The sequence below is a fragment of the uncultured Campylobacter sp. genome, from assembly GCF_938018035.1.
Lineage (GTDB): Bacteria > Campylobacterota > Campylobacteria > Campylobacterales > Campylobacteraceae > Campylobacter_B.
Genome location: NZ_CALIJF010000032.1, coordinates 1 through 12,871 on the forward strand (window position 1 = coordinate 1; position 12,871 = coordinate 12,871).

General features: G+C 48.3%; 14 protein-coding genes and 1 pseudogene. 6 read left to right on the forward strand and 9 right to left on the reverse strand.

Translation table 11 applies throughout. The features are described from left to right. Positions 1-473 precede the first annotated feature (473 nt). The 5 genes from Q0257_RS00985 (at position 474) to Q0257_RS01005 (ending at position 3,668) form a co-directional block, all read left to right on the forward strand. Complete coding sequence (locus tag Q0257_RS00985) at positions 474-659, forward strand: hypothetical protein (RefSeq protein ID WP_298020423.1); 186 nt, start codon at positions 474-476, stop codon at positions 657-659. A gap of 646 nt (positions 660-1,305) precedes the next feature. Further along, the gene (locus tag Q0257_RS00990) at positions 1,306-1,680 is read left to right on the forward strand and encodes a RidA family protein (protein ID WP_298020426.1); all 375 of its coding nucleotides are present in this window, start codon (positions 1,306-1,308) and stop codon (positions 1,678-1,680) included. 215 nt (positions 1,681-1,895) lie between these two features. Continuing rightward, entirely contained in the window at positions 1,896-2,165 is a 270-nt protein-coding gene (locus tag Q0257_RS00995) for a hypothetical protein (RefSeq protein ID WP_298020429.1), read from the forward strand. 3 nt (positions 2,166-2,168) lie between these two features. Then, positions 2,169-2,615: a hypothetical protein gene (locus tag Q0257_RS01000; RefSeq protein WP_298020434.1), complete on the forward strand. Its 447-nt coding sequence runs from the start codon at positions 2,169-2,171 to the stop codon at positions 2,613-2,615. A gap of 36 nt (positions 2,616-2,651) precedes the next feature. Then, positions 2,652-3,668: a hypothetical protein gene (locus tag Q0257_RS01005; protein WP_298020437.1), complete on the forward strand. Its 1,017-nt coding sequence runs from the start codon at positions 2,652-2,654 to the stop codon at positions 3,666-3,668. 738 nt (positions 3,669-4,406) lie between these two features. Here the strand turns inward: Q0257_RS01005 and Q0257_RS01010 are convergent. The 3 genes from Q0257_RS01010 to Q0257_RS01020 form a co-directional block, all read right to left on the reverse strand. Continuing rightward, the gene (locus Q0257_RS01010) at positions 4,407-5,093 is read right to left on the reverse strand and encodes an MOSC domain-containing protein (RefSeq protein WP_298020440.1); all 687 of its coding nucleotides are present in this window, start codon (positions 5,091-5,093) and stop codon (positions 4,407-4,409) included. 146 nt (positions 5,094-5,239) lie between these two features. Then, positions 5,240-6,652 (reverse strand): sodium:alanine symporter family protein, encoded by a 1,413-nt coding sequence (locus Q0257_RS01015; RefSeq protein ID WP_298020443.1) that lies wholly within the window; start codon positions 6,650-6,652, stop codon positions 5,240-5,242. A gap of 231 nt (positions 6,653-6,883) precedes the next feature. Further along, complete coding sequence (locus Q0257_RS01020; protein ID WP_298020445.1) at positions 6,884-7,717, reverse strand: class I SAM-dependent methyltransferase; 834 nt, start codon at positions 7,715-7,717, stop codon at positions 6,884-6,886. Positions 7,718-8,071: 354 nt separating this feature from the next. Between Q0257_RS01020 and Q0257_RS01025 the strand changes: the two genes are divergently transcribed. After that, positions 8,072-8,710 carry a Crp/Fnr family transcriptional regulator gene (locus Q0257_RS01025; protein WP_005871915.1) on the forward strand — a complete coding sequence of 213 codons (639 nt, stop codon included), beginning with the start codon at positions 8,072-8,074 and terminating at the stop codon, positions 8,708-8,710. A 270-nt stretch (positions 8,711-8,980) separates the two neighbouring features. Here the strand turns inward: Q0257_RS01025 and Q0257_RS01030 are convergent, their stop codons facing one another. From Q0257_RS01030 to Q0257_RS01055, 6 genes and pseudogenes are all read right to left on the reverse strand, one after another. Further along, a complete protein-coding gene (locus Q0257_RS01030) occupies positions 8,981-9,844 on the reverse strand; it encodes a formate/nitrite transporter family protein (RefSeq protein WP_005871911.1) in 864 nt (287 codons plus the stop codon). After that, the gene (locus tag Q0257_RS01035) at positions 9,845-10,297 is read right to left on the reverse strand and encodes a hydrogenase 3 maturation endopeptidase HyCI (protein ID WP_298020448.1); all 453 of its coding nucleotides are present in this window, start codon (positions 10,295-10,297) and stop codon (positions 9,845-9,847) included. It lies immediately after the preceding gene. Continuing rightward, positions 10,297-10,641, reverse strand: a complete 345-nt coding sequence (locus tag Q0257_RS01040; protein ID WP_298020450.1) for a formate hydrogenlyase maturation HycH family protein — start codon at positions 10,639-10,641, stop codon at positions 10,297-10,299. Before Q0257_RS01040 ends, Q0257_RS01035 begins: the two co-directional genes overlap by 1 nt. Then, complete coding sequence (locus Q0257_RS01045; RefSeq protein WP_177386901.1) at positions 10,638-11,462, reverse strand: NADH-quinone oxidoreductase subunit B family protein; 825 nt, start codon at positions 11,460-11,462, stop codon at positions 10,638-10,640. The genes Q0257_RS01040 and Q0257_RS01045 overlap by 4 nt, the downstream gene beginning before the upstream one ends. Beyond that, positions 11,459-11,998 carry a formate hydrogenlyase complex iron-sulfur subunit gene (locus tag Q0257_RS01050; protein WP_177386902.1) on the reverse strand — a complete coding sequence of 180 codons (540 nt, stop codon included), beginning with the start codon at positions 11,996-11,998 and terminating at the stop codon, positions 11,459-11,461. The genes Q0257_RS01045 and Q0257_RS01050 overlap by 4 nt, the downstream gene beginning before the upstream one ends. Beyond that, positions 11,995-12,871 (reverse strand): annotated as a pseudogene (locus tag Q0257_RS01055) (hydrogenase large subunit); the annotation flags it as partial. The pseudogene Q0257_RS01055 and the gene Q0257_RS01050, both read right to left, overlap by 4 nt.

The window sequence follows — 12,871 nt, forward strand, 5'->3', positions numbered from 1 at the left end:
CTTCTGCTCGTCGTTGCCGCCACGATTTTAAAGCTACTTTACGGACTGATTGCAAGTTAATTACAGACCGGTTGAGGGCCGATCCCAAGCTGATCTCAAGCCAAAATCATAGAATTTTATACAGGATTTCGTATAAAATTTCGCGTAAAATTTTATGAACCTTTGCCGATCTATTCGATAAAGCTGATCTTGTTGCCGCAGTAGCGCAGATCTTGCTGTAGGGTCACGCCAGTCTCGCTTCGATGGCGTCGATTATATCGTAGCTTCGCGCTGATCTTGTCGCGACTACGCTAATTTCCCGCTGCTGCGATGTTGATTCTATTGGCGTTACGTCGGAGGTCTCGCTTGTCGTGAGGTCTTGATTTTGTTGTTTCGATATCGTCGATTTTGCTCCGCTACATCGACGACTTCGTTGCCGCGCTTGCTACTGCGAGGATTTTAATTGCGTTGCGCGGTGTCGCACTGATTTTTTTATGACGGCGCTGTTCTTTCTGCTGCGATGGTGGCGATTTTGGCGCTGCTTTTACCGCCCCGTCGCCTGTATCACTACTATGGGCGGTTTGATTTTGACGGTCGAGACATTGATGGTCTTGATGGTGCAAGGATTTGATTTGCTGCACAACGATGCCGATGAAGTTTCGCCCATCCGCATCGGTTAAATTTAGCCGCACCACCCGTATCTATTTCATCGTATCGCCATGCATTCATTGGGTGCCGCCGATAGAGTCGTCGTATTGCCGAGCGCGCGGCGTTATCATGCCCCGCATTGATGAAATTTAATCTGGCATTGTCACGCATGTCTCTTTCCTGCTTACTTGCCTTTTAAAATATACGCCACCGTTAGCGAGCCGTTTTGCTCGCCCTGCGCTCGTGCCGACAGTTCAACCATTTGCTGTGCAGATTCGCCGCCGTGCCCGTATAGATTAAATTTAGCCGTACTTTCACGCTCTGTTTTGTTACGCCCATCGGATATTTAAATTTTGCCGTTTCACCGCCACGGCTTGTTATTTCGCGCTAGCTTCTCGCATATTGTCCGCTGTATTTTGTGCGATAAATTTAACCGTACCGCTGCGTTTGCCGCTTCATTCTGCTATCGTAGGCGATTGCTATCCATGCCATTTAATTTGTCACATTGTCGCTTATCTGTTTTGCCTCGCCCGCCGAAATTTAGCCAATCTCTCGCGTCAATTAAATTTCATCGTACCAGCCGCATACGCGCCCGCCCGCCCGCAAAATTCCGCCGCCTAAAGCAATGCTAAAATATTTTGCGATAAAATGAACGAAATTTTTCACAAAGGATTTACTATGCAGATCATCTCGACTCCCGATGCGGCGCAGGCCATCGGGCCGTACTCTCAGGCGATCAAAGCGGGCGGGCTCATCTTTACCTCGGGGCAGATCGCGCTTAAGCCGGACGGCAAGTTTGTCGCGGGCGGCGTGGAGGCGCAGACGAGGCAGGTTTTGCAAAACCTCGCCGCGATCTTGAAAGAAGCGGGCGCGACGCTGCAAGATGCCGTCAAAACTACGATTTTCCTAGCCGATATGGATGATTTTGCCGCGGTGAATGAGATATACGTGGCGGCATTCGGCGCGCACAAGCCCGCTCGCAGCACGGTGCAGGTCGCCAAGCTCCCCAAGGGCGCGCTTGTGGAGATCGAAGTAATAGCGCTGGCTAAGTAGCGCTAAATTTAGATCGCAGGAATACTACCGTTCGCGTTTGCGGTTAAAATTTAGACTCGGGCTATTCGAAATTTTAAACGGCTCGCTTTGGTTTTGAAGCTGCGCGAGCTTTTAAATTTAGATTTTAAAAGCCGCGCCAAACGCCCGCGGGTTTATGTAAACAGCGCGTCTGGCGTGCTAAGGCGTTAAAATTTCTCGCTCAAAACGGGATTAAAATGATAGAAGAGCTTATTCAAAAATCTAAAAATATCACGGCTGCGGGGCGCAGCGATATAGAGCCCGCGTGGATCACGCAGGCGCAGCAGCGGCTAGGCTTTGCGCTGCCTGCGAGCTACAAGCAGATGCTGCTAAGATACGCTAGCGTGAGCGCGGCGGGAACGAAGCTAAAAACGATCGCACCGCCCGAGTTTGCAGAGGATGCCGACACCGACATCTGCTACACGTATGAGATAAATCTGAAAAACGGGCTATTCGCCGCGGACTAGCTCGTGTTTTTGCAGCTAGAGGACGAGGAGTATTATTTTAAAATTTCGCCCGCAAGCGACATAGCGGACGGCTCGTCTAATACGGCGCGCAGCAAGACGGCGGAGAGCGTGAGCGGCGAAGCTGCGGGCGCGACGGTGCGCGATACGGTCGTCGCGACGGTAGCCAACAGTGCGGAAAATAGGGCGTCGGACGACGAAGCGCGCGCGGAGAGATCGCCGGATGCGGCGCGCGATATGAATGCCGAAGCGGCGGACGAAACGACGTGCAAAACGGCGAGTGCGACAACAAGTGAGGCGGCAGACGAGGCGGCAAGTGGAGCGATGAATGAGATAGCAAGCGAGCGGGCAGACGATGCGCCGTGCGAATACAAGGTCTATGTGCGCGACTACGCGCAGAGCGAGGATAGGCTTTTTGCGGACGATTTTTACGGGTTTTTGGAAAAATTTTAAGATGAAATTTAGAGCAAAAAAATCAGGAGAGGTGAAATGGGACTGTTTGGCATTTTTAAAAAGGATAAATTTGACGTCGATGTGCGCCCGGACGGCGTTTTCATCGGCGGCGTAAACTGCGGGTTCGATCTGGCTAAATTTAATGAAGCCCTAGGTCCGCCGCGCGTGATCGATGACGGAGATGGCAAAAGCCGCTATTTTTGGGATGAGGCGGGGATTTTCGCCTTCGTGCGTGCGGGCGAGCTCGCAGAACCGAAGCTTGCCGAGATAAATTTGATGCTTGAGGTCGCAAAGGGCGTGCAGCACGAGGTTCCGCGCAAGCTCTACGGCGGCGCGTTCACGCTAGAGGGCAGGCCGCCGCTTGAAGCCGTGCCAGAGCAGGAGCTGCGCGGCGCATATATATTTTTGGAGCTTAGCCTAGGCAAATTCGAAGTCTCGCTAGCTCTTGCCGAGGCCGTGCAGGAGCGCATAGACGCGATGGATTTCGCCGAGCGCTTCGCTAAGCGCGACACCGACGAGATCGCAGACATCGTGCGAGCTGCGAAAATGCCGATAGGGCGCGTCTGCATCAATCAAAAAGAGAAAAAGCTAAAGCGAAAGCCGAGCGATAAATTTAAGCTTCCGCGCGCGGCTGGCGAGACTCTAGCGTTTAAAAATTTCAATTTCAAAATCGCCGTGATGAACGAGCTGATGTACGAAAAAGCCCTGCTACAGCCTAAATTTGACGTGTTTGAGTACTGCGAGGAGCGCGGCATCGATCCGTACGCGGACTTCGGCACGCTGCCGCAAGCCAAAAAGTGGTTTAAGGATTATCCGGTTCCTACAAATCTGGCTGAGCAGGTGAGCGAGCTCTACCTTGACGGCGGAAATGAAATTTACCTGCAAATCGCGCCTGATTGGGACGGCGAGGACGAGCTTTTTGACATTAAAAACATTGACGCCGCCGAGCTTGCGCCCTTCAAAAATCTTAAAAAAATCGAAACGACCGGCATCGGCATATCCAAAAAGGCGCGAAAAACCTGCGCGGATGCGGGGATTGTGATAGTTGATTGAGCAGGGGAATGGACGGACTTTGAGCCTTACAGCGCGCGGTTTTAAAAAGCTGAAATAGACTTTTGAGCTGCGGTGTGCGCTCTTAAAGGTCGCAATTGTTACCGCGCCGCGCAAAATTCTGCGCAAAATTCTACTTATATCGAGCGTTATAAATGAGCTTTGAAAGGCGCTTGGCGAAGCATCTGACATGTCTAATTTAGCGCGCGTTAAAAGCTTAGGAGCTCGTTTGCAGCGTAAGAGCCACGCCGCTAAATGTGCGAGATGAGTGTGTTGCGCGAGTAAAAATAGTTCGCTTTTTGATTTTGGAAAAAATCGCTGCGTAGCAAGGGGGTTAAATTTACCGCTTTTAAATTTTAAAATTTACAAAGAGCGGCGCTTGCGGCTTTGAATGTGCGGTTAAATTTAGATTTCATAAAAGATTAAATTCTAAGCGCGGTTAAATTTGCGTCTTTAATTTTGCTTGCAGCCCGTGTCATGCCGCAAAACATGGTGTGAAAACAGATCGCATTTGCGCGCGATCAGCGCGGATCAAATTAAAATTTCGTCTTTGGAATTTAGTCTGAATTTGCAGCTCGCATCAAGAAAGTATTTTTTGCAAGCCGATATTGAGTAGCCAAGAAGTGTCTTGAAACTTAGCATCGGCGGCTTAGAAAGTATTTTGAAATCCGCGCCAAGAGTGTGAAATAACAAAGTGCGGCGCTACTTTGCTGTTCTAAAACGCCGCTTCGGGGCTAAATTTTATAGCCGCATAAAGCCGTCGTCGTAGCTGCCTTCTAGCTTGCGGCGCATATCCTCGCGCCATTTTGGCGTAAGCGTCGTAAGTAGGTTAAATTTTGCTAACAGCCCTTCATCGAGGCGATCGCCGTAAAATAGATGATTTAGTTCCATCACGCTCATCATAGCGGGGTCGCGTCCCACGACGTAGATCTCGTCGCCTGCGCGGCACGAGCCGGTCTCTAGTACGCGGTAGTACCAGCCGGTAAGTCCGCTGCGCGCGATCTCCGCCGTCATCTCCGCGTTACCCCAGCGCATCGAGAGCTTGTAGCAGGGCTTGCGCGGCTGGCTTACTTGTAGCACCAGCGAGCCTATGCGGTGCACATCGCCGATGCAGACGTTTTGCTCGTGTAGTCCGCTGATCGTGAGGTTTTCGCCCATTGCGCCGTAGGCTAGATTTTTAAGCCCTAAAAACCTCTCCCACGCGGCGTAATTTTGCAGCGAGTTGGCAAAAATCGCCTTCTCCTCTCCGCCGTGATGCAGCGTGTCGGCTACCGCGTCGCCCTCGAACCCAAGCTCGTTTGCGCGCACTTCGCCCGCTCTAGCTTGCTTAAAAATCGCCGTCTCCCAGCGCTTTTTTAGAGGCTGCGTAGCGCGCTCGTCGCCGTAAGCGCGCGGTTGCCCGGTCAGCAATGCCTTTAAAATGGGCATTTTTCGCTCCTTAAAATTTGCATCCGTTCTCCTTAGATCATAAAATTTAGGCTATGATTTTAGCTCGAAAAGAATTTTAAAATTCTAAATTTTGCGGCGATTTTGCGCTAAATTCCAAGTGCGGGCTTGAAATTTAGCGCGCGGCGTTATTTGTAGTCGTTCGCGTCGTATCTTTTGCCGTCGTTAAAGTCGCTCAAAAGCCGCACGACGACGGGGCTAAGTAGGATGATCGCGATTAAGTTTGGGATCACCATCAGTCCGTTAAACATATCCGCTAGCCCCCAGACGAGGTCGATCTTTTGCACGCTTCCTATGAATACGAATGCGACGACTAAAATTTGCAAGAGCTTGACGAATTTTGCGCCCAGGAGGTATCGCACGTTGATCTCGGCGAAGTAATACCAGCCCAAAATCGTGGTAAATGCGAAGAAAAACAGGCAGATCGCCACGAAGCCGTAGCCGCCGCTGCGACCCAAAATTTGCGACCCGAAGGCTTCCTGCACCAGCGAGATGCCCGAAAATACCGCCTTGCCGTTTTCGAAGGTGACTACGTCGGTGCTGAGTACGACGAAAACGGTGATGTTAAGCACGATGAATGTATCGACGAAAACGCCCATTATGCCGAGCACGGCTTGATCTACGGGGTGTTTGACGTTCGCCGCGGCGTGTGCATGCGGCGTCGAGCCCATACCCGCTTCGTTTGAAAAGAGCCCGCGCGCGATACCGTATCTCATCGCAGTGGCGATCGTAGCGCCCGTAGCGCCGCCCCAAGCAGCCGATGGATCGAATGCGGCTTTGAATATCAGCGCGATGACGGATGGAATTTTATCGAAATTTGAGCCGATGATGACGAGACCGACTAGCACGTAGCAGATCGCCATTATAGGCACGACCTTTTCGGCTACGCGCGCGATCGCTTTGACGCCGCCGAAAAAGATGACGCAGCAGATGAGTGCTAAGGCCGCGCCGCTCACCCACTTCGGAATCCCGAATGCGCCGCTAAAGCCGTCTGAGATGGAGTTTGCCTGCACCATATTACCCATGAAGCCCAAAGCAAAGATGATGGCTAGCGCAAAAAACGCCGCTAAAGGCTTGGCAAATGGACTTTTGAGTCCGCGGCTGATGTAAAACGCGGGCCCTCCGATCATATGTCCGCTATCGTCCTTGGTGCGGTAAATTTGAGCCAGGCAGATCTCGGCAAAATTCGTCGCCATGCCCAAAAAAGCCGCGCACCACATCCAAAATATCGCGCCCGGTCCGCCCATAACTAACGCGGTGCTGGCGCCTACCAGGTTGCCCGTGCCGACCTGCGCCGCGATCGCCGTGGCGACGGCTTGGAACGAGCTCATGCCGCTTTTGCCCGCAGCCTCGCCGTGCAGGGAGAAGTTACCGAAAAGCTTGCGCGCGCCCATTTTAAATTTAAAAATTTGCACCAAATGCAAGCGCGCCGTAAAATACGCGCCGGTGCCGCAAAGTAGGGCGATTAGAAAGTACGGACCCCACAAAAAGGAGTTGATCGCGTCGATTGTGGCGGTGAGTTTGTCGAGAAAATTTTGCATGATCTTTTCCGTGAATTTAAGATGCGAAAATATATTTTAAAAACTCTTAAATTCCTATAAATCGAGGTAAATTTAAGCGAAATTTTAAAGCGTTTTTATAATTTTACTCAAGCATTAAGCAAAGCGGTATGTGCTGTTTGCTCTGCATGCCAGCTTGCCAGATAAGTAGCTTAGAATTCGCGCCTTAGCTGTCGAAATTTGCAAAGCAATCAACTGAAATTTTAAGCCTTATTATTCATCACTGCCGATGATTTTGAAAACGAACATCTTGCACGCGTTACAAAAGGCGGGAATCAGGCTAAATAGGCGCCCTTTAAGGCTCCAGCGGCTTTTATACATTTTCAGCATTGCAGCTTCTTTTATGAAGCGGATACGCTCAGGCTCCCAGCTCTGCACCTCCGCGCTGCCGCTAATGCCCATTTTAAAAGGCGCGTTTTGAATGTGCCGCATCGCGTCGTGGCGCTTGGAGTCGAATTTCCTAACCGAAAACTCGCTCATAAAGTCGCTCAGCACGTAGCCGCGGAATTTTTGCGCAAGCGCGATAAAAAATTTTTTAAATTCCTCTTTTTCAAAATACATACTCACGCCCTCTAAGATGAAGATGTAGCCCGCGCTGCCGTGCTTTGCGACTAGCTCGTCCATCCACGAGGGATCTAGCATCGAGTAGGGCAGACTGAAGTTATTCTTTGCTTTGGGCAGTAGTGCGTCGCGCACGGCGATGACGTCGGGCAGATCGAGGTCGTAAAATAGGGCGCTCGGTAGGGCGCTCTGGAGCCTAAGCGGGCGGGTGTCGAGCCCGGCGCCGAGCTGCACGATGATAGGGCGATCAAGCTCTGCTGCGAGCCGCAGCGTCTCGTCGTCAAAAAATTTCGCGCGTATCACGGTACCCGTTTTGCTAAGGCGCGCGTCGTTAAATTTCGCAAAATCATAATCGATCTGCTCTACGACGGCGCTTGAAAAGGGATCGTTTAGGATCGGACCCCTATCTTTGAAATCCAAATGGCGCATATAGACATTGATTAGCAGCGTCTCGGAGACGTTATTTTTAAAATTTAACTTTTGCATGAAGTTTCCTTTCTTGCGGTATTGCCGCGAGCAAAATACCGCTTATTTTTAATATGCATTATTATATCCTTGCTAAATAAAATTTCAATAAAATGATATGAATTTTTATTTAGAGACAGAATTTTAAATTCGCGCCGCGGGTTTTGACTATAATATTGCCGCGTAAAGCTCAATTAATTTTTGAAATTTTACGCGATGCAAAGCGCGGGTAAAATTTAGAATTTTAAAAGCTATAAAATTTATTAGCTCCGGCGACCTAGATGCGCAGCCATAGTGCGGATGGTAAATTTAATCCGCGCAGCTTTATCTTTGTCTAAATATTTCATTGTATAATTCTTAGCTTTTGGAGGTTATATGGAAAAATCGCGGCTGGGACTACTGCAAACCGAGGCTATCGCCACGCTTAGCGACGAGGAGCTTGCAATGTTCGAGCACCAAGTCATCAAAAAAGGCTATGTTTTTTATAGCGAGGCGCCCAAAGTTTTTATTTTTAAAAGCGGGCAGGCGAAGCTTTCGTTTTTTGAAGACGGCGAAGAATTCATCATCAACTACCTAAACAAGGACAATATTACCATTCTCAATGAAATTTGCGCGCTTGAGTTTTTAGAGGACAGCGAGATTTATACGATCGATGCGAGCGGACTAGGGGAGATCTTGGCAAATCGCAGCTTTTGCGAGGCATATATAAAAATTTTAACAGAGATAATTCTGCTGCAGCGCAAAATCACGCGTTCCATACTTTTTGAAAATGCAAAAGGGCGCATCGCGAGCTTTTTGATCGAGCTTGCAAACGAGCAGAATTTTCATCAAAATGGCTACAAATACGTCTTTTTGCCCTTTTCGCTAAAGGTGCTTTCATCCTTCGTGGGGCTCAAGCGCCAAAGCGCGAGTACCGCGTTTAACGAGCTTGTAAAAGATAACGTAATTCAAAAAATCAGCCAGCACGAGTTTTTGATCCTAGACTACGACAGATTGCTTAGCTACTGTGTTTAGGCGTGGGCTAGAGTTTTTAAAGCATTTATGCGGCTTAGGCGCGAAATTTTGTCTAAAGTTACGGCGCAGGATTTTACCTAGATTTACAGCGTAAAATTTTTATCAAGAGCTTGGTTTTGGAATTTCATCCCGAATTTCGCTTAGGATTTCGTCTAAAATTTTGGATCAAACGAAATTTTACGCATCGGAATTTTTAAAATTTAAGAAACTAAAAATGCGCGGCAAAGTGCCGCGCCATATTTTGTTTATATCGTGCTGAAGCGCGATAGATTAGTCTTTCTTTTTCATATCGTATTTATTTACCATAAATCCGACCAAGCCTACGAAAAATAGACCGCCGCAGATGTTGCCTAGCGTAACTGGGATCATATTTTTAACGATGAAATTTCCCCAGTTTATTGAATCTATTTGAGCCGCCGTTACGCCGTGAAGCGAGCTTGCAAGAGCATTTACATCGCCACCTGCAGCCGCAAGGTAGTGGCCTTTAGCGATGATACCTTCAGTTAGGATAAACATATTTGCCACGCAGTGTTCCATCGAGCAAGCTACGAATGCGCCGATCATCCACATAATTGCAAAGAATTTACCCGATAGATTACTCTCGCTGGTCGCAGTCCAGATAGACATACATACAAACACGTTACAAAAAATTCCGCGGATGAATAGCTCATGAAAAGGTGCGTTTATTTTGCCTGCTGCTGCAGGAATGAAGTGCTGCAAAATGTAGCCATCATATTTAAGCGGAAGTCCTGAGTAATAATACATATACGCGATTAACGCGCCACCTACAAAGTTAAAGCACCAAACGATAGCCCAATAGCCGATTGTTTTACCTAGCGGTAATTTGCCATCGGCAGCAGGTACGCCCGTTAAAACCGAGCTGGTAAATAGATGCCCACCGTAAAAAACCACCATCATCAGACCGCAGCTAAAGGTAATACCACCGATGAAATTCGATAAGCCAATAGATTGCTTTTCAGCCATTCCGACGGTCGAGTGAGCCCAGAAAATATCGCCCATAGCGATTGCAGCGCCCGCCATTATAGCTAGAAAAATTATGCTAATTAGCGGGGTATGCGCCTTGTGTTGCATCGAACTAGACACCGCTTGCGCGGTTTCTGCAGGATTTAACATTTACTCCTCCTCATTTAAATTTGAATCAATTTCTAAGATACGCTCATAAGCTTTTTGCGCACTTTTTTTTGCGCTCTCGCTTAGCCCTTCTTTAAAATCAAGGACATTATCGAGCAGCACGCTGATGCCCAAAAACAGCGTCTTTGGGCAAATTTTGCGCAAATAGCTTAGAAGCACCGGCGTAGGTAAGTTATGCGTCGAGTATATGTAGTCGCGATCGTTGCTGAGGTCGAAAAATTCTATCTTATTCTCATCAAAGCCGCTCATCGCATCTACTACGATTAGAATTTCAGGGGCAAATTCCCTAAGGGCTGCAAATTCGTTTTCGGGCACATCCTGCCCATAAAAAACGCGCCAATCTTTTAAGTTTGCCTCGACTATTCGCCCCGTTTCATTACCCACGTCGTCGTCGCCGCGAAGGGGATTGCCGATACAAAGCAACGCCTTTCGCATCAAAAATCCTTCCTTAGCACGAAATATCCTTCGCGCATATTTTTTAGCAGATCTTTAAGCTCACATTCGCAAAGCTGAGGGATTAGCTTAGCTGCGTGCTCGGCAAAAATTTCAATCTCGAAATACTTGCTTAGGTTACCGATCTTAAATTTAACGTAGTCGCCCGAGTTCTCGATGATGCGTTTAAATTCTTCATCGTTTATCTCAAGTACCTTTTCGCTAAAATCTATCGTACCTACGCCATGACCGACGCAGGTGGAAAAAACTTTGATATCCTTTAGCTCTTTAGGTAAATTTTCGTTTTCGTCCATATGCCGCTTTGTAAGCTTAAAAACCTCAATCATCGTTTGCTCCAGACCTCTTTTTGCGGATCGATCTTAAATTCCTCCGTAGCGCGGGCGTATTTTAGATATACGTCATTGTGCAATAGTGCCATGCACTCCGCGTATCTAGGATCCTCTTCGGTGTGGATAGCGTTAAGTAGAGCCTCGCGAGAAGCTTTTGGATCGTGAACGTCAGATGAGGTTTTGATCGCATCCATATATTTTGCAAATAAAACTCTTCCGAAAATATAGCTCATCAGCCTCTTAGCTTCAGCTTGCAGATCGCGCTCGAATAAAATATCGCCGATAACTGAACTCTTAACCGGTGGCGGAAGAGTGCTATCTTGCTCGTAGCTCTTCTTTTGAAGCTTTTGATCGATGATGCCAAGCGCCATGCCAAGACCATAGATGATGCTAGCAGGATGCGGAGGGCAGCCGGGGATATAAACATCTACCGGTACAATCTTATCGATACCACTCCATACGCTATATGCGTCATGAAAAATTCCGCCCGTGCTTCCGCAGGCTCCAAGAGCTACTACGATCTTTGGATCAGGTGCAGCCTCATAAGCGCGAAGCAGTGGATAATACATCTGTCGAGTAACCGGACCGGTGCAGACTAAGATATCTGCGTGGCGAGGGTTAGCTACGAGTTTAAATCCGAAGCGCTCCGGATCCCACATCGGCGTGATAGAAGCAAAAATTTCGATTTCACAGCCGTTGCAACTTCCGCAGTCGATACGATAAACGCTGAAGCTTCGTTTGATATTTTTCAAAAGCTCCAATTTTGCGGTTAGATCGTTTGCGTTTTTAATATTTTCGGGGACTTGATACAAACTCATTTTATTGCCTCCTCTATACCTTTGGTCACTCTTTCGACCGCTTGAGCTTTTTTGCATTCAGGACAGATATAGAGATATTTTTTAGCTTCTTCTAATCTGCCTGGGAGCAAATTTGCCGTACTTAGCTTTTCTAGCGTGTAATTGATGAGCCTTTTTGGGGTCATCGGCTTGCCGCAGCAGCTGCATTTCTCCATCTCAAGCTCGCCGTGTTGGATAAGCGCGCTTTTATCAAATTTTACCGCTAGCTCAAAGCTATTGCCTAGCCTTACCGCTCCCGTAGGGCATACCTCGTCGCAGCGACCGCAAAATATGCAGCGTCCGCAATCAAATTCCCAAATTAGTTTGGTTTGGGCTTCGTTCATCTTAAGCTCAATCGCATTAGATGGGCAGGCGATTCCGCACGCAGCACAGCCTATGCAAAGCTCATAGGTGTATTCAGGCTGCCCGCGAAAATTCTCGGGCACGATGTATGGCTCAAACGGATAAGCATAGGTCGCCTTACCATATTTTTCGGTAATGTCGAATAATTTCATCATCTTAAATCCTTTTTGCTAACCTTGCCGTCTTGGCAAAATTTCTTAAGGTCTTTTTCGGTTAGAATTTTACTCTTTCCGCTATTAATATCGACTAAAGTCACGCGCTCGGTGCATGAGTAGCACGGATCCATCGAGCATACGATTAGCGCCGCATCGGAGATGTTATTTCCGCGGAATTGAAATCGCAAGCTCGGCCAGTTGTTATACGTAGCGGCGCGACATCTCCAGCGGTAAACCTTCTGTGCGTTTCCTTGCATGATCCAGTGGACATTTTCGCCGCGTGGTGCTTCGTCGTGACCTAAAGCGTAGTTTTCTGGTCTGATCATAGTCTGTGGATCGATCATTATCGGAGTTTGCGGCATTTGATGCAAGCACTGCCTGATGATGTGGATCGATTGTTTAAGCTCTTTATACCTTACGACTTCGCGACTGAATACATCGCCACCGTGCTCTACGGCTACTTCGAATTCTATCTTGTTAAAGAAATCGTAAGGGTGATCGTAGCGGTTGTCGCGTTTAAAACCGGAAGCTCTCATATTTGGACCTACCGGGCTAAAATCACGCGCCACTTTGCGATCTAATACGCCCACACCTTTCCAGCGACCGATTTGGCGTTTATCCTCCATAACGGCGTCCCAAATTTCAGAAATTTGAACGTCGAGCTTGTTGATGATCTCGATGCTCTTGCGAATTTCATTGTCGGTCATATCGCGGCGAAGTCCGCCCATAATTACATTGCCATAAGTCTTGCGACCGCCGGTTACGAGCTGAGCTAGCTCCATGGAGTATTCGCGCACCCTAAAGATATGCATAAAGGCGTTATAGTTACCCGTTACCTCGCAGGCTAGACCGATATTTAAAAGATGGCTGTGA